This window comes from Desulfosporosinus lacus DSM 15449 (assembly GCF_900129935.1).
Classification (GTDB): domain Bacteria; phylum Bacillota; class Desulfitobacteriia; order Desulfitobacteriales; family Desulfitobacteriaceae; genus Desulfosporosinus; species Desulfosporosinus lacus.
On record NZ_FQXJ01000004.1, the window covers coordinates 59,919 to 79,767 of the forward strand.

Below are 19,849 nucleotides of genomic sequence, written 5' to 3' on the forward strand. Positions count from 1 at the left end.
GATAAAACCATAACTCATTGATTTGATATCACACATTCACCTTCACGCATTTACATATTCTAACTTGAAAGTGGATCCACTTCAATATTCAATATAATACCACTGCTAGTCGGGCTCTTAAAAAACCTTTTAACTCCTTGGTGTAAAAATGCTCGAAGTATATCCTGCCGCGTTCCCTTGACAGATATTTGCCATCTCCACTGGTTTCTAAGCCTGGATAGGACGGCAGGAGCGGGGCCAAGAACATCCAATTCAGTATTTCCAAATTTAGGTTCCTGCATTCCTTGTTGTAAAAATGCGCCTAATTCATTAGCTCCTTTAATGACTCGATCTTCTTTCTCATGCAGCAGTAAAACCCTTATGATGTGGGTATATGGTGGATACTTCCGCTCTTTACGATAGCGAATTTCTTCCCAAAAAAAACCTTGAAAATCGTGGTGAGCAGCCCTCATAACAGCACTATCCTGTGGAGAATAAGTTTGAATCACAACCTCGCCCGGTTTGTTGCTCCGGCCAGCTCTCCCTGCGACCTGAGTCAAGAGTTGAAACGTCCGTTCTCTGGCCCGAAAATCCGGCATATTGAGCGTTTGATCTGCGGCAATTACCCCGACTAATGTGACATTCGGGAAATCCAGTCCTTTAGCCATCATTTGCGTCCCAACTAGTATTGAAGCTTCCTGGCGGCGAAATTTATCCAAGATCGTGTCATGCGCTTCGCTTGAGCGCGTCGTATCATAGTCCAAACGCAAGATTGGCACCTCAGGGAAGAGACCTTGAAGTTCCTCTTCTACGCGTTGGGTCCCTTGCCCAAAAAACCTAATATATCGGCTTCCGCATTTTGGGCATGTATGAGGCGGCATCTCTTTATGATCACAATAATGGCAACGCATCGCCTGCCCTTGGGTATGATAGGTTAAGGCAATATCGCAGTTCGAGCAACTTACCACATACCCGCATTCTCGGCAAACCACAAAGGTAGAATACCCTCTGCGATTCAGAAAAAGCATGGATTGCTCACCTCTAGTGAGCCTTTCCCGCAATTTTTGCTGCAGGGGCAGAGAAAATATGCTTCGGTTTCCCTGCCGGAGTTCGTCTCGCATATCTACGATTTCCACTGGTGGCAGAACACTCTTTCCAATCCTCGAAAGCATCGTCAGCATCCGGATTTTTCCTGATTGGGCTGCAGCATAGGCTTCCAAGGAGGGAGTTGCACTGCCAAGTAAGACGACACCTTTGCGTAGATCCATCCTTTTGCGGGCAACATCTCTTGCATGGTATTTGGGATTCTCATCTTGTTTATATGCCCCATCATGTTCCTCATCCAAGATAATGAGTCTCAAGTTTGGCAATGGGGCAAACACCGCTGAACGAGCACCAATGACAATCCGCTTATGCCCTGACAATATATCCGCCCAGGCTTTCATTTTTTCTCGCTGTCGCAAACCAGAGTGCAAGATAATCACTTGCTCACCAAATTGTCTTTCGAAATAACGCGCAACTTGAGACGTCAGGGATATCTCTGGCACGAGCAGTATAGCGTCTCCGCCTTGCGCTAATACTTGGGCAATCAACTCGCGATAGACATCTGTTTTTCCGCTGCCTGTCACACCATGCAGTAATACAGTTTGGGACGAGCCCTCTTCTAAGGCAGTCAAAACACCTCTCACAGCTGTTGCTTGTTCCCTGGTTAATTCATAGGTTCTATCCGTTCGAGCACCATAATCCTTGACCTTGTTATTTTGCCCGCCATAAGGTGCCTGCTTGAGGGATGAATCTTCCCCTGTCGTGACGAAGCGAACTTCCTTACTTACCCATCCTTGTTTGATGAGTTTCTCAAGTGTTCCCGCAGAAATATTCGCTCGTTTCAAGAAAATTTTCAGGGAAACCGCTTTTTTCCTTGACCGGTTGAGCACAGTAAGTGCTCTAAAGGCCTCCACATCCAGCCACTGCAGGGTCTGAACATCTGAATCCTCAATTGAAGCCAAAAGAACGATCCACTCTTCAATTTTCCCCTTGAGAAGTGGCCAAACCGTATGCAGGCTTTGTGCAACCGAACAAATAGTCGTTTGCGCCAACCAATGAGCAAGTTCAATCAGATCCTGAGGAACCAGACTATCCTTGTCGGCAATTTCTAACACAGGTTTGAGATTAAAACCTTCCATTCCCTCTGGCAGATCATCCGTCACATTTACTACAAGCCCCTGTACCTTTCGGTTTTGAAGAGGAACTAACACCCTCATTCCTATCTTTAAACTTAGATAATCAGGAATACTATAATGATAACTTTGATCTAAGCGCCGATTTGCTACATCAACCAATACTTCAGCATAGCGAAACATGATGCGGTCCTCCTTATATAGAAAAAATATCAATAGCGCTAATGTCAATATTGGTCAAATACATTATATCAAATCTTAGCCTTTCATTACAATTTATCATATTCTTGATTGAAAAAACAAAACAAAAGATTGGGTAGAATGGACTGCTGACCATAACACAAACAAGAAATAAATACCCTCTTGTCAAAACAACAGGAATTGTGATATGCTTTAGGACAGTTAAATCCCTTACCTTTAAATTAGTCCCGTGAGACTAAGAAGGGAATGGCGAACCATGATATTAACATGGACACCTCTTTCTTGCTTGCGGGCGGGGAAGAGGTTTTTTGTTAGAAAGAGGAGGTTAAATTATGTCTACAGAAGTTCAGATTCACGAGAAGCTCCCCCTTGCCCAAGCGATCCCCCTCGGTTTGCAACACGTTTTTGCCATGTTTGGCGCCACGGTCCTAGTTCCTTTTTTAACAGGTCTCAGCCCGTCAGTAGCTCTTCTTTCTTCAGGGATCGGTACCATAATCTTCTTATTATTGACAAAAAGTCGAGTTCCTGCCTATCTAGGCTCTTCATTTGCCTACATTGCAGCTTTAACCTCCTTTGTTCAGTCGGGTAATACTTCTGGAGCCATGGGCGGAGTTTTAGCCGTCGGCGTGGTATATATCCTTCTATACCTGCTTATGGCCGCTTTCGGAACCCAATGGATTCATACAATAGTCCCCCCCATCGTTGCAGGACCCGTCGTTGCCATCATCGGACTGAGTCTGACTCCAGTGGCCACGGATATGGCATCTGGCAATTGGCCGATTGCGGCTTTTACTTTAGCCGTTGCCGCATTACTCTCCGTATATGCAAAAGGTTTCATGAAGATTATCCCGATCCTCGTAGCCATTGTCGCAGGATATATTGTTGCTGCGATCATGGGCATAGTTGATTTCAAGCCTGTCTTAGCCACTTTTAACGATCTATTTGTGTTCCCTGTTGCACTCGGAAGCGATTTCAAACTTCCCAGCTTAGATAAATTGGCAATTTTAGCAATGGCACCTCTGGCCTTGGTAACGGTGATCGAAGATCTGGGACATATGATCGTTCTGGGAAACATTACTCATTCCGATCCGATCAAAAACCCAGGATTTCACCGAGTCCTCTTTGGTAATGGTCTAGCTACCACCGTAGCCAGCTTCATAGGTGGTCCTCCTGTCACTACCTATGGTGAGAATATTGGAGTGCTGGCTGTGACAAAAGTCTACAGTACCTTTAATATCTGGGTGGCTGCAATCCTTGCTATTATTTTTAGTATGATTAACCCTTTACAAGCCGCAATCATGTCTATCCCTACAGCCGTAATGGGCGGGGTCAGCATTCTTCTCTTCGGTATGATTGGCGCAGCAGGCTTACGAACTCTTATCGAAGCTAAAATAGATTTTTCCGAAACAAAAAACCTCATCATTGCCTCCGTCATCTTTGCTCTCGGGATCGGGCTACCAGAACATGCAGTAGCCTGGGCAACTGTCGTCGGGATCGTCTTAAACCTCGTTTTGAGAGGACATTCCGAGAACACAGGAGTAAAGTTAGGAAAGTAAACAATGCTTAAAAGGACGCGAAAGCGTCCTTTTTCTTATGATCAGGGAGGCACTGGGGGCAGTTCTTTCCTATTTTAACAAAAGAACCTTTCGTCTTTAAATTAGGCGAGAGGCTCTTTTTGCGTTCAACTGAGAACTTTTAAAGGACACAAAGCGAAGCGAATTTACGATAAAATACACTCTACTCATCTCACAAATAATAACCCTAGAAATTGAAAGATACACAAATTTGCAAGTTGAGTACGACCTCAGCCAGAGAAAGCTCCTTACTTGGAGAGCATGGGAGAGGAATCGCGTAAATGATTTCTCTACTTCACTGGCAAATTGAGCGTCTGCATAGCCTTTTCCATAATAGCCTTATCCTGTACTCGGAGGACAACAAGAGCCTGCTCATTCTCCTTCTCTACAAAGGCATACATGTACTCCACTACCACATCCTGTTGGACTAATTGATTGAGTACCTCTGCCAGTCCGCCAGTGCGATCAGGAACCTTAAGTACCCAAACAGGAGTTAAGGAAACAACCACTTTTCGTTCACGTAATTTTACAGCTGTTTCTTCAGGGTTATCCACAATAATTCGCAATACCCCATAATCCTTAGTATCCGCTAGTGACAAGGCCCGTAAATTCACCTTGCATTCGGCGAGAAGACTGATTACTTCAGCTAACCTTCCTTTAGCATTCTCCAGAAAAATAGATAATTGCAGCATGCTTAACCCTCCTTATTACGTTTATCGATGACCCGAATGGCTTTTCCCTCACTCCGTGGAATGCTTTTAGGTTCTACTAGACGAATACGAACGGAAATTCCCAAAGAGTCTTCAATCCTCTTTTTCAGACGATCCTGACGACCTTCCAATTCACGCACTTCGTCAAAGAAAGTCGCTTCACTGACCTCAACTTGGACTTCTAGTTGGTCTAAGTTTCCAACCCGATAAACGACCAGCAGATAATGCGGTTCAAATCCTTCAAGGAGAATCGCCTCTTCCACTTGACTTGGGAAGACATTAACCCCCCTGATGATTAACATATCGTCAACTCGAGCCGAGACGCGATCCATCGACCATCCAACATGCCCGCATGAACACGTACCATAATGTAACGTAGTCAAGTCTTTGGTTCGATAGCGCAGAACTGGAAAACCTTCTTTTTTAATACTCGTAATGACTAATTCCCCACGTTCTCCATCGCGCAGGGGATTTCCTTCTTCATCTAAAATTTCAGGATAAAAATGTTCATCAATATGTAACCCCTGATGCGCAGGACACTCCAAAGCCACACCCGGTCCCATGATTTCACTGAGCCCATAGATATCAAAGGCCTTGATGCCCAGTCGCGCTTCAATTTCTTCTCTCATGCCTTCGGTCCAGGGTTCTGCACCAAAAATTCCAATCTTGAGCTTCAGTTCATCCCGTGAAATTTGTGATTCCTCTAGACTCTCCGCTAGATAAAGGGCATAAGACGGGGTACAAGCCAAAACAGTAGAACCAAAATCACGCATAAGCATCAGTTGACGCGCCGTATTTCCACCTGAAATAGGAACCACTATTGCACCAAGTTCTTCGCAACCATAGTGCAGTCCCATACCGCCGGTAAACAAGCCGTATCCGTATGCAATTTGTACGACGTCCTTCTTTGTCACACCGACTCTTTTTAATTCATTGGCCACGATCTTAGCCCAAAGGGTGATGTCTTGGCGAGTATATCCTACAACCGTCGGCTTACCCGTTGTCCCTGATGAGGCATGAAGTCGCACGATGTTTTCCATAGGTTCGGCAAAAAGCCCAAACGGGTAATTCTTACGCAAATCCTCCTTGGTCGTTAAAGGAAGTCTCTGGAAATCCTTAAGTGACTTAATATCCTCTGCACGTTTAATTCCTATTGCTCCATAATTTTCTTGATAATGGCGAATAGGCAACACTTTATCTACTGTTTTACGAAGACCCTCTAGCCATTGTTCCTCTGTTCGATCCATTAACTCCATCCCCTACTTCTCCAATTTGTCTACTAATCATGTAGTTTCCCTGTAACAGATTTCACGGAAATTGCAATTATATCAACTAATATACTACAGTTTTGGTTATCATACCACTTATTTATCCGCTTTGCCAAGTTGCTTTTGAGGGACATTTATCGAGAGTCTCATCACGTTTGTAAATAAATCTCATCAGAAAGATCTTAATTACTCCAGTTTACAATCAGTAAATTTACGCATATAATAAGCAGGTACATTACATAGCTAATGCACCAATTACCTAAGGATGCCAGGAGGTAAAAAAATGTGATCCTCAATACAGATAGTATGAAACCAATATATGTCCAGATTGCTGAGTGGCTTGAGGTAGAAATCCTTAATAGCAATATTAAGGAAGATGAGCGTATTTATTCACAATATCAGCTTGCCGATATGTTTACAGTCAACCCTGCCACAGCTGCCAAAGGATTAAATCTCTTAGCTGACGAGAACATTGTTTATAAAAGACGAGGCCTTGGTATGTTCGTTTCTCCGAATGCGAAGCAGTTTATCTTGACTAAGCGGAGAAAACAAAACTTAGAGCAAATGATCAAAGAGTTAGTTATTGAAGCTAATCGGCTGGATGTAAGTGAAAGTGAACTTATTATGATGATCCATAATTTCAGACAAGATGGCAAGGAGGAAGAGCAACTGTGAATGTCATACAGTGTCGTGATGTAACGAAATCCTACGGCCAAAATAAGGCCCTGGATCACTTATCTTTTGAAATAGGAGAAAACAAAATCACAGGCCTCATCGGTAGAAATGGTGCAGGAAAAACAACCCTGTTAAAGATGATAGCTGGATATATAAAACCTACTCAAGGAGAACTCCAAGTCTTTACCAGAAAGCCCTTCAATAACTTGGATGTTTCTGCTAAGACAATATTTATTGATGACAACATGACATTTCCTGATTCGTTTAGACTTACAGATATATTATCAGAAGTTGCACCCTTTTATGCTGCATGGAACAGCAACCTCGCCAATGCTTTATTTAATTATTTTTCATTTGACCCAAATCAAGCCCACAGTAATATGTCAAAAGGATCTAAAAGTACCTTTAACAGCATAATCGGTATTGCCTCACGCTGTCCGCTCACGATATTTGATGAGCCAACGACCGGCATGGACTCTGCCGTGAGGAAGGACTTTTATAAGGCATTACTTAAGGATTATCTCGAACACCCCCGGACCATCCTCCTCTCAAGTCATTTACTAAGTGAACTTGAAGAAATACTTGAAGATATTCTTTTGATCGATAACGGATCAAAATGCCTTCATCTCCCCGTCATGGAATTACGAGAATTAGCTGTTGGTATAAGGGGAAACAAACAAACTTTACTAACTTTTGTAGAAGGCAAAGAACTGATCTATAAGGAAGAGTTTGCTAAAGGGAGCTTATACGTTGTCATAAAAAAAGAATTAATAGAACAAGAATTCAAACATGTAAGGCAAAACGGTCTTGAAGTACTCCCCATTTCACTAGATGATCTGTGCGTTTATCTAACGGGAAAAACTGGAGGAGGTATTGATGATGTCTTTAAAAGAGGTTGATCTTCTATCAATTTCCTTAAAACAATATGTTTACAAACTTAAAGCCTATTCAGCTTTGTTTTATGTTCTTCTACTAGCTCAAATTATTGCTCTTTTTTTCTCGTTGAACGGAATAAGTCATATGTCGTCGGGTAATGGGGAATTATCAGTTTCTGTAAATACTTATTCTGCTAGTTTAGTAATTGTTTTTTCGTTTTTTTGGATACTTTTTGCCGCCATACAGCTAACAACGAAGCAATATAAGAAAATCGAAAACCCGCTTGTAACTAATAGCATCTCAGGAAATCTTTCAAACATAGGTTTTTTGATGACTGCCTGTGTTTTTGGAGGCTTTACCTCATCACTTGTTGGTGTGCTCCTAAGAATCATTATGTATTTTACGTTTGACAGATCCCAAATCATTTCAGACGAATTTATCCTAGCTTTTTCCGATCTCCTGCTTGGTATCTCTGTGACGATTTTATACATGGTTTTAATCTCTGGGATGGGATATTTAACCGGTGTGTTGACTAAGGTAAGTATGGCCTTTGTTATAATTATTCCAGCCGTAATTATCGGAATATCAAAAGCTTATACGGAAATTTTTCAGTCTCTTATTAAGTTTTTTACATTAGAGTCTTCATTGCCTCTGTTTGCTTTGAAAGTCATTATTACATCGATTCTTATATTTGGAGTTAGTATTTTACTTTCTAACAGAGGGGAGGTTAGCCAATGAGCAGAGTACTGTCTCAACTATTATTATTTCTGATTGGTATTGCAATAGTCTTCATGTTTAAATTCAAAAGGCCTAAATTTTATAGACCTTTATCTTGGAAACTAAGCGTTCTGGCAACTGGGCTATATCTTGGAGTTTTAATAATGCTTGTTCCAATATTATATATGTTGCCAGCTAAAGACTTTATTAAAACAGCTGAGGATAAAGATCAACCAATCGCATCCTCTTTAAACCTTATGAATAATTTGTATAATCAACATTTCCCAACAGAAGGAGATTTAGATAAGCTCAAAGGGATTTACAAAAATAGCGACCAAACCTTCAAGCTTGATTCAAGCAAATTATCCTTTAACCTACAGCCTGGTACAGAAAACTACCATGTTTTAATAGAGCGGAAAGATCTTGATGACGGAGAAATTGATGTTTCTACTTATGTCACAGCTCAATATGTGGGGGAAGTTAATTTTACAAAACGGATTTTACCCCCTACGATCTCAGTTGAAAATGGGATGTTGTCTCTAAGAGCCCCTGATAGACAGACGTTCGAATTCAAACAATTGAACGTCGACTTTACGATGGCTCAATTTAATAACCAAAATTCAAGTATCCATGAAATGTCTTCACATTTTGCTAACCATATTATCTTTATACGTGTTCCCCAAAGTTTGGAGATTAATAGAGGTGTGTTAGGGGATCGAATTCAAATAATCTAGTTGCAATTTAGGCTTGAGTCCTGTATTTGAAATAAAAATTTCCAAAATTAGGCACAAAAGAAGGTAGGTGATTATTCTTCACCTACCTTCTTTTGTATTTATTCACTTATTTATAAAGCAACTATTGTTAACTTACAGCCTCAAACAGTTAATTACAAACCAGCAAGCTTTCTCAAGACTTCGACCTTATCCGTTCTTTCCCAGGGGAGATCGAGATCCGTTCTTCCAAAATGCCCATAAGCTGCCGTCTGGCGATAAATCGGGCGACGCAGATCTAATGCTTTAATAATACCCGCGGGACGCAGGTCAAATGTCTGTCCGATAAACTCAACGATTTTTTCATCCGGAAGCTTTCCTGTGCCAAACGTCTCAATCGAGACAGATACTGGCCGCGCTACACCGATGGCATAAGCAATTTGAAGTTCGCAACGGTCTGCCAACCCTGCTGCAACAACATTCTTTGCCACATAACGAGCTGCATAAGCCGCGGAACGGTCTACCTTTGTGGGGTCTTTTCCGGAGAATGCACCTCCACCATGACGAGCCATCCCGCCATATGTGTCAACAATAATTTTTCGGCCGGTTAGCCCGCAATCCCCTTGTGGACCTCCAATAACAAAACGTCCCGTTGGGTTGATAAAATACTTAGTCTCTTCATCTAAGAGCTCTTTAGGAACAGTGGGGTACACCACATATTGCAGTAAATCTCTGCGAATTTGCTCATTTGTCACATCCGGGTGATGCTGAGTGGAGATGACGATAGTGTCCACTCGAATCGGTTTGTTATCCTCATATTCCACAGTAACCTGAGTTTTACCGTCTGGGCGCAGGTAGTTCAAATGATTTGATTTTCTCATTTCACTCAATCTCCGTGCTAAACGGTGAGCTAAATCAATAGGAAGGGGCATATAGCTTTCAGTTTCGTTCGTCGCAAAGCCGAACATCATACCCTGATCACCGGCTCCTATTGACTCAATATCACTTTCAGTCATTTCGCCGGTTTTTGCTTCCAAGGCCCGATCCACACCTAAAGCGATGTCCGCAGATTGTTCTCCGATCGAAGTTAAAACTGCGCAAGTATCTGCATCAAAGCCATATTTGGCCCGAGTATAACCCACTTCTCGCACTGTCTCTCTCACTACATGTGGAATATCCACATAGCACGAAGTCGTGATCTCGCCACTGACAAGAACTAATCCTGTCGTTACAGTCGTTTCACAAGCTACTCGCGCATTAGGATCTAACGCATAAATTGCATCCAAGATAGCATCGGAAATCTGATCACAGATCTTATCGGGATGTCCCTCTGTCACAGATTCAGATGTAAATAATTTTTTAACCAATTACTTCACTCCTTTGTTGCAGTCACCGAGGAGGTTGGCAATCTCACCCACGAGATTCCGTGCAACCTCCAGTTTGCTCATTTTAGGGAAATCTATTCTTCTTCCATCGGGAAAGAGAAAACTGACAATGTTCGTTGGACTGCCGAAGCCGGCACCCGGCTTGGTGACATCATTAGCTACCAGGAGGTTGACATTCTTCCTGTGCATTTTTTCTTGGGCGTTAGCTAAGAGATTCTCAGTCTCAGCTGCAAACCCAATCAGAACTTGGGAGGTTTTCCTTCGCCCAAGTTCGGCTAATATATCTGGATTGGGGACTAACTCAATCATACGATTTGTCCCATCCTTTTTAATTTTTTGCTCCGATTGACTTGCCGGACGATAATCCGCAACCGCCGCTGCCTTAACGATAACATCCATGTTGGGGAAATTCGCAAGGACTGCATCATACATTTCAAGAGCCGTCTGTACTGAGACGCGTGAAACTCCATGCGGGGTAGGCAAATCTGTAGGTGCACTGACCAGAATGGTCTCTGCACCAGCTTCCTGTAACGCCTGAGCGACAGCATATCCCATTCGTCCCGAACTCCGATTCCCAAGATAGCGAACCGGATCAAGCGGTTCTTGAGTACCGCCAGCTGTCACGAGAGCCCTCTTCCCCTTTAAGCAATCCGACTTAGAGAACAACTGAGTTATCGTTTCTACGATTTCTACCGCTTCACTCATCCGTCCGTCTCCTTCCGTGCCACACGCTTGAAACCCTGTGCCAGGGCCAATAATCTTGATCCCGCGTTCTTCGAGCCGGGTCAGATTTTTTTGTGTAGCTGGATGATGATACATTGCATGGTTCATGGCCGGTGCTACGTAAATCGGTGAGCGAGTCGCTAAAAGAACCGTCGAAAGAAAATCATCCGCTATCCCTGTTGCCATCTTGGCTAATATATTGGCTGTGGCAGGAGCAACGATGACTGCATCGACATGCTCTGCCAAAGCGATATGCTCAACATTCCACAATTTAGGCTCGTCAAACAGATCCACATATACTGGATTTGCGGAGAGGCTCCGCAGGGTAAGAGGGGCAATAAATTCAGTAGCAGACTTCGTCATGGCGACGTGTACTTCAATGTTCAACTTACGCAAACGACTGACAACTTCAGCTGCCTTGTAGGCTGCGATCCCGCCTGTGACTCCCACGAGGATCTTTCTTCCTGCAAACATTACACACTCTCTTCAGGAGTACATTCGTAATTGAGATCTGAATGAGAAATCTCCTCAAGTGAAATACTTACTGGTTTTACCCCCTTGGCTAAATCCTCGTGTTTTGCTTCTTCCATTATCGTGCGTGCCCGCTTGGCAACCACTTTGACCAAGGTGTACTTGCTGTCCACCTTACTCATTAGAATATCCAGTGAAGGTTGTTTCATATCGCTTCCCCCTTAAAAACAAACGGTTTTCGTTTAACTCGACATTTTTCTGCTACGAGAATACTCTTTAGTTTATCGACAGCCGCAGGAACTTCATCATTAATGACGACGTAATCATATTCACTTACATATTCCAGTTCCTGTATTGCAGTAGCTAACCGTTTCTGAATGACTTCCTCACTCTCCGTTCCCCGTTTATGAATTCTCTCAGCGAGAACATCCATAGACGGCGGGACGATAAAGGTGAAAACCCCTTGAGGAAACCGCTTTTTGACTTGTAATGCCCCTTGAATTTCGATCTCTAAAATAACATCTTGCCCTGCTTGAATCGCTTGTTCAACTGCAAAGCGCGGTGTTCCATAATAGTTATCACAAAACTGTGCCCATTCCAACAGCTCATCCCCATTAATCAGGGCTTCAAATTCTGCCTTCTCGCGAAAAAAATAATGAATTCCATCCACTTCACCGGGACGAGAGGACCTAGTCGTCATCGAGACGGAATATTTTAAATCAGGCAACTGACGGAGCAACTCTTGGCAAAGTGTCCCCTTTCCTGCCCCAGAAGGGCCTGAAAGGATTATTAATAATCCATGACTTTGTTCCACACGCTCCACCTCTAATCTGCCGGGTCTTCTACGTGACTGCTTGACTCTTTAGCCGAAAGACGATGAGCCACTGTTTCAGGCTGAACTGCAGACAGAATTACATGATGGCTGTCGCAGATAATCACGGCACGTGTACGCCGACCATAAGTAGCATCAATGAGCATGCCCGCATCACGCGCTTCTTGAATAATACGTTTGATCGGGGCGGATTCCGGACTGACAATCGAGATAATACGGTTGGCAGATACAATATTGCCAAACCCAATGTTAATGAGCTTTATGTCCAAGCTGAATCCTCCATTACTCTAAATTCTGAATTTGCTCGCGCACTTTTTCCAGTTCACTTTTGACTCTTATCACCTGTTGCCCAATCTTTAAATCATTAGCCTTTGAACCTATGGTATTAATCTCCCGGTTCATTTCCTGAACTAAAAAATCAAGTTTCCGTCCCACGGACTCGCTGCTTCGCAAGGCCTCTCGGCTTTGAGCCAGATGGCTGTCAAATCGAACCAACTCTTCTGTGATTGATGCGCGATCCGCAAAGTACACTACTTCGTTCGCCAATCGGACCCCATCCAATTCAACCTCACCAAGAAGCGTCTGGAGGCGTTCCTGTAAGCGTTCTTGGTGGTCTGTTACAACATATGGTGCTCGCTCGGAAATAGTGTGCAAATACTCGGTAAGAAAATCAATCCTTTGCAGAAGATCCGTCGTTAATTTTTCTCCTTCAGAACGACGCATTTGCCCAAATCCATCAGTTGCTTTCAAAAGTGCCTTAGCACACGTCTCCCATAAAGCATCAAGATCAATTTCAGGCTCCACTACCGAAAGAACCTCTGGAAAGTTGACTAAACGATAAATATCGGTTTCATACACTGTATGTAGAGCTAAAGCGAGATCTTTCAATGTCTTATCATACGACAGCGCTAAATCATTGTCAACCTTCACCAATCTCTTTCGTTCTTCTGTTTCCACCACATTAACATGCACTTCAATCCGACCGCGTTGGAACTTTTCTTGTAACGTTTTACGAATTCTTTCCTCAAAACTGCTAAAATTTCTTGGCATTCTAACCATAACTTCCAAGAACCGATGATTCACGGATTTAAGCTCAATAGAAATTTGATAACCGCTTCCACTAGCCTCTCCACGTCCAAATCCAGTCATACTATTCGCCATATGTAACCCAGTTTAATTATCGTTCTACTGGGTTAGTCACCTCCTAATTAATTTAATTGATTATATCATTGTACCATATTTTACATATATCCGTTTGCGAGTCATTTTCTGCCCCAGTAATCAATTATTAATCTGAGCGAAATTATTCCAAGTTGCTTAACTTTAGAAAACCAAAACAAAATTCATAACCTATGACAGTCAGATTAGTAAGTGACTCATCACGCTAAAGCTGAACATCGAGTCTTCGGCGGGGAACTCTCCCCCAACCGAAGCAGAGTACGGGGGCCAACTTCCACTTGAAGTCGAAGTCTTACAATTGGACAAAAATGAGACTGTAACAAACAGAAAAAGTAGTTTGTTAACAGCCTCATTTACTTGGATTTTAGGTAAAATCAGGTTATAGTTGCTCTGCTGATCTGCAAACTACAACCATTCACCCTTAAATACATAAGTTCCAGGCCCCGTCATGTAGACATGGTTATCTGTGTCCCACTCAATAAGCAGGTCTCCACCAGGCAGATGGACGGTCACAGCACGCTCGGTCTTATTGTTAAGCACAGCGGCAACTGCAGCAGCGCAGGCGCCTGTCCCACAGGCCAGAGTTGGTCCCGCCCCCCGCTCCCAAACTTTCATGGTCAGCTCCCGAGAAGAATTGACTTGAATAAACTCGACATTGGTTTTACGTGGAAAGAGTGGATGTTTTTCAATCGCCGGACCAACATGTTCAAAGTCCAGGGTAGAATAATCCTCTACAAAGACAACACAGTGAGGATTCCCCATAGAAACGGCAGTATATAGGTAGGTTTGGCCTAACACTTCAATTGACTGCCCCACTACCGGCTCTCCTTCTCCTAGCACTGGAATGAGATCAGCCCGCAAAATGGGCTCACCCATATCGACCTGTACTCCTTGTACTTGGCCCTCATTAATATATAGATTAAGCTTTAAGATACCCGCTCCAGTTTCCACCAGCATTGGGTTAGTACTTACAATCCCTTGATCATATACATATCGTGCAAAACAGCGTATGCCATTACCGCACATTTCAGGCTCCGAGCCATCCTGATTAAATATACGCATCCTGGCATCGGCAACTTTCGAAGGTAATACAACGACTAATCCGTCCCCTCCTATTCCAAATTGACGGTGGCAGAGCTTCTTTGCCAATTCAGGATAATCCACCTCCACATTTGAAACAGCGAAATAATCCAAAAAAACGAAATCATTCCCCAAACCGTGCATTTTTATGAATTCCATACCTTCGCCCCCTAAATCGATGTTCGATATTCCATATTCGTCGTTCGAAAGCCATATCGAATCAAACGTAATCCGTTTAAATAGATCCAGCCAAAACTTTAGATGGAGTAAAAACTCCATCTAAAGTATGTTTTTATATCCTATGTAATATCCTCCCTAAAAGAATACTACGCAAGCTGAAGTGGGTCAACCAATTGAACCAAGAAATTATCCCTTGGCGATGACCGTCTTTCCTTGCCAACTGTTTTTTAGAAGCCTTGCAAAGCCGATCAAAACGGACGGTCCACCTGCTACACACAGAATAAGAACCCATTGCCACCCCACTAAGGGTGCAGTCTTAAAGATCGCTTGCAGCGGGGTCACATATATCACACAAAGTTGCATGACAGTTGAGACAAGCACTGCTCCCACAAGATAGAGATTTGTGAAGATTCCCACTTCAAAGATACCTCGTTCTTCAGATCGGCAATCAAAGACATGAAACAATTGGGAAAACACCAGAGTTGAAAAGGCCATTGTTCGGGCACCTAACATATTGACCCCCATAAAGAGCGCAGCTACAAAGACAAAGAGCGTACCAAGTCCGATAAATGTCCCTCTTACAGCAATTTTCGAAGCTAATCCCCGTGCAAATATACTCTCACCCGGTTTCCTCGGCGGACGATTCATAATGCCAGGCTCAGCACCATCCACCCCTAATGCCATAGCAGGCAATCCATCTGTGACTAGATTAACCCATAAGATCTGAATAGGAAGCAACGGGAGGGGTAAGCCCACAAGTGTTGCCAAAAACATTGTCAACACTTCTCCAAGGTTACAAGAAAGTAAGTAACGAATAAACTTCCGAATATTGTCGTAAATTCCCCGACCCTCTTCCACGGCAGCCACGATCGTTGCGAAGTTATCATCTCCCAAGACCATTGATGAAGCTTCCTTGGTTACATCCGTCCCTGTTTTTCCCATGGCAACCCCAATATCGGCTTCTTTAACCGCCGGCGCATCATTAACTCCGTCCCCTGTCATAGCGACTACTTGACCTCGCTTTTTATAGGCACGTACAATTCTAAGCTTATCCTTCGGTGTCACTCGAGCAAACACTGAAATATCCATGATCCGCTCGCTTAATTCTTGATCAGACGTTCGCTCAAGTTCCATTCCTGATATAACCCCGCCGCCAGCTCCACGCAAAATCCCTAATTCATGAGCGACGGCTTCTGCGGTTAAACGATGATCCCCCGTGATCATGACCGGTTTAATTCCGGCCTGCCGACAAACTCTAATTGCTTTCACTGCACTGGCTCGCGGTGGATCAATCATTCCCAGCAGTCCGACAAACGTCAATCCTTGTTCTACATTCTCATCGAGCAATTCCGAATCTGCCAACGGTTTTTCGGCAACAGCCAAGACTCGGAGAGCATGCCTAGCCATTTCATCATTGGCCCGCATGATACTTTTCTTACGTTCATTAGACAGTTCTGCAACTCCTTGCCGGGTCATCTCTTGCTGGCAAAGTCGCAACACCATGTCCGGGGCCCCTTTGACATAAGCCTTGCGCCCTTGTTTCGTCTCATATACAACACTCATACGTTTTCTGTCCGAATCAAAGGGCAACTCGCCGATTCGCTTTTGCTTTCGTTCCAAAACTTCACGCCATATCCCCGCCTTAGCCGCAGCCACCAAAATTGCTCCCTCTGTCGGATCTCCTTCAATACCCCAAGGAGCATCCTTACCTTTAGACCGAAAGAGTCCGGCAACTTGAACCCCTTTCTTGGTCAAGGTTGAATTATTGCAAAGTGCTGCAATCTTTAACGCTGCATTAAGCGGATCACGTTCTTTTTCTGGATCCGCGCCCTGGAACTCCCCTTTGGGGTCGTACCCTTCTCCAGAAACTGAAATCCTTCGTCCATCCGAATAGATTTGGCGTACGGTCATTTCATTCTGAGTTAATGTTCCCGTCTTATCAGAACAGATTACCGTCGCACAACCTAAGGTTTCTACAGCGGGAAGTTTCCGTATGATTGCTTGCCGTTTAACCATGCGTTGTACCCCAACAGCCAAAGCGACTGTGACAATAGCTGGCAGGCCTTCTGGAATAGCAGCCACTGCTAAAGACACGCCAGTGAAAAACATCTTATAGAAATCTTCACCTCTTAAAATCCCGGTAACCACTACAGCAGCACAGACCAGAAAACTGATCAGCACCAACCATTTGCCCAGCTCTGCCAAACGTTTTTGCAAAGGAGTTTCTTCGTCTTCCACACTCTGGATCATTCCGGCGATGACGCCCATCTCCGTATCCATTCCCGTAGCCACAACAACGCCAGCTCCTCGGCCATTGACGATTGCTGTCCCCATATACCCCATGTTTTGCCGATCTGCCATGGGTGTGAATTCATCCTGAAGAGGGGAAATACTTTTAGTCACAGGATGAGACTCTCCAGTCAAAGCAGACTCTTCCACTTGCATATTAACTGCCTGAATCCAACGAACATCTGCCGGAATGCGATCTCCCGTATCCAGAAGCACAATGTCTCCCGGCACAACATCTGAAGCTGGAATCCTTTGTTCCATGCCTTCCCGTAACACTCGCGCTTCAGGAGCAGTAAGGGAACGGAGGGATTCCATGGAACGTTCCGCACGAAACTCCTGAACGAAACCTAAAACTGCATTAATTATGAGAATTGCTAAGATCGTGACAGCATCCGCGATCTCGCCTAAAAGTCCAGAGACTACTGTGGCCGCTAGTAAGACTAACACCATAAAGTCTTTGAATTGTCCGAGAAACAAAAATACTGGGTGAGTCCCCTTTTTTACCGCCAGGACATTGTTTCCAAACTCCTGTAACCGACGCCGAACCTCTTTAACATTTAACCCCTTTGTCGGATGTACCTCCAATGCCTTGGCCACGTCAAGCCAAGGCAACACATGCCACGCCTGTTGCCGCATGCCCTTTTTCCTCCTTTTGCTTAATAAACCGTTATAAAGGAAACCTTCTTCTGCAAGAGTATAAAACTTCATCAGAAGCCTCAGCATTGCAGAGCTCACCGGTGACTATATTTCCTCATTGATATTCGTATTTGCACCCCATATTTCGAACTTTGAACTTCAATTTAAGGATTAGTCAACTGATAAGAGGCTTTGTCCCTTTTATAGTACATGCTTATTCCTAAAAGTATGGAAAAATGCCTCAGCAAAACAAGTGTGTTATACTAAAAAGTGACTCAATGTTGAAAGGATGTAATCAGGATGGCGTTAGATGGTGTAACCCTCGCCTATTTAGTTAAAGAGCTTGCTCCACTGCTGATCGGAGCACGTATTGATAAAATTTTTCAACCAGAAAAGGAAGAAGTCCATTTCCAATTACGACAGCAGGGATCCAGGCGGCTCCTGCTTAGTGCAAGTGCCACATCCCCCCGCTTCCATCTCACACAGGAAAACAAAAAAAATCCAACCTCCCCGCCTATGTTTTGCATGATTTTGCGCAAGCACCTCGAAGGCGGTAAACTCGTCAGTCTCCAACAAAGTGAGTTAGAACGTGTCGTCACCTTTGAGTTCCAAAATTACAACGACCGAGGGGATTTAGTCTCATTGCATCTTCACTTAGAAATCATGGGAAAACACAGCAATCTTATCTTGGTTGACCCCTCGACAAATACCATTCTCGATGGTCTAAAAAGGTATTCACACGCCCTCAGCCACTATCGAGAAGTATTGCCCGGTCGACCATATCTGACTCCTCCCTCTCAAGGCAAACAACCTCCGCTAGAAGATGAAGAGCTTTGGCGACAAACCCTTTACGAGGAAGCGATAGATCGACCCATAACCGGCATACTCCTCGCTCGTTTTGCAGGGATCAGCCCGGAATTGGCACGGGAAATCGTCATCCAAGCCGGATCGAACACTGAAACCCTTCTCCAGCAGTGCGGGGATATTGATCTTTCAAGGCTTTTCCAAGCTTATCGAAGGCTATCCAACCCCGAGGGTTTTCCCGAGACCCAGCCTTGCTTGTATTACAACTCGGCACCCCGACCCCAACTTGTCGCTTTTAGTTTTGTCCCTTTCCAGCAATACCAGGAGTTAAGAATCGAACGGTTTCCATCTTTGAATGATGCTATCCAGAGCTTTTATCAATCTAAATCCGGTAACAACTCCCTTGAATCTAAAAGAGGTTCTTTGCGAAAGATTGTCCAGGAACAGTACACCCACACCCGCAAGAAGCTTAAAATATACAATGAAGCAGAAGCCAATGCGCAAAACGGTTTAGCGTATCAAAGATGGGGCGAACTCCTTACCGCAAACCTCTACCGAATTCCGTCCGGAGCGTCCGAGGCCATCCTAGAGGACTACTATGATCCCTCAGCACCTTCCGCAGTCATTCCTCTTAATCCTCATATAAGTGCTATTGACAACGCTCAACGCTATTACAAACTCTATAACAAAGCTAAGACGACTTTGCTTAAAACAAAAGAGCTCAAAGAAAACACGCTCGAGGAGATTAACTACCTCGAGACCTTGCGGTACAATCTAGATCAAGCTTCTTCTCTTAAAGAGCTTGATGAAATTCATGTCGAACTTGCGGGACAAGGGTATGTTGCTGGCAAACATCTAAAAAAGGAAATCCCCGCTAAAAAAGGCCGCACAAAATTGAATGCCAAGGCCAAAGCAAAATCCCCCAAGGAATCTCCTCAGCCCCGAGTTTATCGTTCCAGCCAAGACCGTGTCATTTTTGTCGGAAAAAACAACGCTCAAAATGATTGGTTATCGTTACGCAAAGGAAAACCAAACGATCTTTGGCTACACACCAAAGTGATCCCCGGTTCTCACGTTCTGATTCCCCTCGAGGAAGGAGAAGAGTTCCCAGACGATGCTACTCTCGAAGAGGCAGCCGCCCTGGCAATCTATTACAGCCAAGCACGCGGTTCATCTCAAGTCGCTGTCGATTATACTCATGTCAAACAGCTTAAGAAGCCTAACTCTGCCAAACCCGGAATGGTAGTTTACGACCAGAACTGGACTTTATACCTCACGCCAAAACAAGAGATCTTGGAGCGGTTGCTGGACAGTGAAGAGTTTTAGATTTAGATCATAAAGAGATACAAGGAGCAGAAATCAGTACTGATTTCTGCTCCTTGT

The 19,849-nt window shown here is 44.0% G+C and carries 17 protein-coding genes; 6 read left to right on the top strand and 11 right to left on the bottom strand.

The features are described 5' to 3' along the window. Nucleotides 1-59: 59 nt before the first annotated feature. Nucleotides 60-2,339 (bottom strand): replication restart helicase PriA, encoded by a 2,280-nt coding sequence (gene priA / locus BUB11_RS04670; RefSeq protein ID WP_073028280.1) that lies wholly within the window; start codon nucleotides 2,337-2,339, stop codon nucleotides 60-62. Nucleotides 2,340-2,689: 350 nt separating this feature from the next. Here priA and BUB11_RS04675 point away from each other — a divergent pair, with 350 nt between their 5' ends. Further along, a complete protein-coding gene (locus BUB11_RS04675) occupies nucleotides 2,690-3,913 on the top strand; it encodes a solute carrier family 23 protein (RefSeq protein ID WP_073028281.1) in 1,224 nt (407 codons plus the stop codon). Nucleotides 3,914-4,221: 308 nt separating this feature from the next. Here the strand turns inward: BUB11_RS04675 and BUB11_RS04680 are convergent, their stop codons facing one another. Together BUB11_RS04680 and BUB11_RS04685 are read right to left on the bottom strand one after the other, a co-directional pair. Continuing rightward, nucleotides 4,222-4,623 carry an amino acid-binding protein gene (locus BUB11_RS04680; RefSeq protein ID WP_073028282.1) on the bottom strand — a complete coding sequence of 134 codons (402 nt, stop codon included), beginning with the start codon at nucleotides 4,621-4,623 and terminating at the stop codon, nucleotides 4,222-4,224. A gap of 2 nt (nucleotides 4,624-4,625) precedes the next feature. Continuing rightward, nucleotides 4,626-5,888, bottom strand: coding sequence for a phenylacetate--CoA ligase family protein (locus BUB11_RS04685; protein WP_427846297.1), 1,263 nt, complete (start codon nucleotides 5,886-5,888; stop codon nucleotides 4,626-4,628). 306 nt (nucleotides 5,889-6,194) lie between these two features. Here BUB11_RS04685 and BUB11_RS04690 point away from each other — a divergent pair, with 306 nt between their 5' ends. From BUB11_RS04690 to BUB11_RS04705, 4 genes are read left to right on the top strand one after another with little or no spacing between them, the layout of a single operon-like run. Beyond that, nucleotides 6,195-6,584, top strand: a complete 390-nt coding sequence (locus BUB11_RS04690) for a GntR family transcriptional regulator (protein ID WP_242947456.1) — start codon at nucleotides 6,195-6,197, stop codon at nucleotides 6,582-6,584. Further along, nucleotides 6,581-7,483, top strand: a complete 903-nt coding sequence (locus BUB11_RS04695) for an ATP-binding cassette domain-containing protein (protein ID WP_073028284.1) — start codon at nucleotides 6,581-6,583, stop codon at nucleotides 7,481-7,483. The genes BUB11_RS04690 and BUB11_RS04695 overlap by 4 nt, the downstream gene beginning before the upstream one ends. Further along, nucleotides 7,464-8,198 (top strand): hypothetical protein, encoded by a 735-nt coding sequence (locus BUB11_RS04700; RefSeq protein ID WP_073028285.1) that lies wholly within the window; start codon nucleotides 7,464-7,466, stop codon nucleotides 8,196-8,198. Before BUB11_RS04695 ends, BUB11_RS04700 begins: the two co-directional genes overlap by 20 nt. Next, a complete protein-coding gene (locus BUB11_RS04705; protein ID WP_073028286.1) occupies nucleotides 8,195-8,911 on the top strand; it encodes a hypothetical protein in 717 nt (238 codons plus the stop codon). Before BUB11_RS04700 ends, BUB11_RS04705 begins: the two co-directional genes overlap by 4 nt. A gap of 152 nt (nucleotides 8,912-9,063) precedes the next feature. Here the strand turns inward: BUB11_RS04705 and metK are convergent, their stop codons facing one another. The 8 genes from metK to BUB11_RS04745 all read right to left on the bottom strand — a co-directional run bounded on the left by metK (nucleotide 9,064) and on the right by BUB11_RS04745 (nucleotide 17,662). Beyond that, nucleotides 9,064-10,254: a methionine adenosyltransferase gene (gene metK / locus BUB11_RS04710; RefSeq protein WP_073028287.1), complete on the bottom strand. Its 1,191-nt coding sequence runs from the start codon at nucleotides 10,252-10,254 to the stop codon at nucleotides 9,064-9,066. Then, nucleotides 10,255-11,469: a bifunctional phosphopantothenoylcysteine decarboxylase/phosphopantothenate--cysteine ligase CoaBC gene (coaBC, locus tag BUB11_RS04715; protein ID WP_073028288.1), complete on the bottom strand. Its 1,215-nt coding sequence runs from the start codon at nucleotides 11,467-11,469 to the stop codon at nucleotides 10,255-10,257. Beyond that, nucleotides 11,469-11,675 carry a DNA-directed RNA polymerase subunit omega gene (gene rpoZ, locus BUB11_RS04720; protein WP_073028289.1) on the bottom strand — a complete coding sequence of 69 codons (207 nt, stop codon included), beginning with the start codon at nucleotides 11,673-11,675 and terminating at the stop codon, nucleotides 11,469-11,471. Before rpoZ ends, coaBC begins: the two co-directional genes overlap by 1 nt. Continuing rightward, entirely contained in the window at nucleotides 11,672-12,280 is a 609-nt protein-coding gene (gene gmk / locus BUB11_RS04725; protein ID WP_073028290.1) for a guanylate kinase, read from the bottom strand. The genes rpoZ and gmk overlap by 4 nt, the downstream gene beginning before the upstream one ends. A gap of 11 nt (nucleotides 12,281-12,291) precedes the next feature. After that, nucleotides 12,292-12,567 (bottom strand): extracellular matrix/biofilm regulator RemA, encoded by a 276-nt coding sequence (remA, locus tag BUB11_RS04730; RefSeq protein ID WP_073028291.1) that lies wholly within the window; start codon nucleotides 12,565-12,567, stop codon nucleotides 12,292-12,294. A gap of 13 nt (nucleotides 12,568-12,580) precedes the next feature. After that, nucleotides 12,581-13,459, bottom strand: coding sequence for a YicC/YloC family endoribonuclease (locus tag BUB11_RS04735; RefSeq protein WP_073028292.1), 879 nt, complete (start codon nucleotides 13,457-13,459; stop codon nucleotides 12,581-12,583). Nucleotides 13,460-13,882: 423 nt separating this feature from the next. Then, nucleotides 13,883-14,716: a diaminopimelate epimerase gene (gene dapF, locus BUB11_RS04740; RefSeq protein ID WP_073028293.1), complete on the bottom strand. Its 834-nt coding sequence runs from the start codon at nucleotides 14,714-14,716 to the stop codon at nucleotides 13,883-13,885. A gap of 207 nt (nucleotides 14,717-14,923) precedes the next feature. Next, nucleotides 14,924-17,662, bottom strand: coding sequence for a calcium-transporting P-type ATPase, PMR1-type (locus BUB11_RS04745; protein WP_073028294.1), 2,739 nt, complete (start codon nucleotides 17,660-17,662; stop codon nucleotides 14,924-14,926). Nucleotides 17,663-17,962: 300 nt separating this feature from the next. Between BUB11_RS04745 and BUB11_RS04750 the strand changes: the two genes are divergently transcribed. After that, nucleotides 17,963-19,792, top strand: coding sequence for an Rqc2 family fibronectin-binding protein (locus tag BUB11_RS04750; RefSeq protein WP_073028295.1), 1,830 nt, complete (start codon nucleotides 17,963-17,965; stop codon nucleotides 19,790-19,792). Nucleotides 19,793-19,849 lie beyond the last annotated feature (57 nt).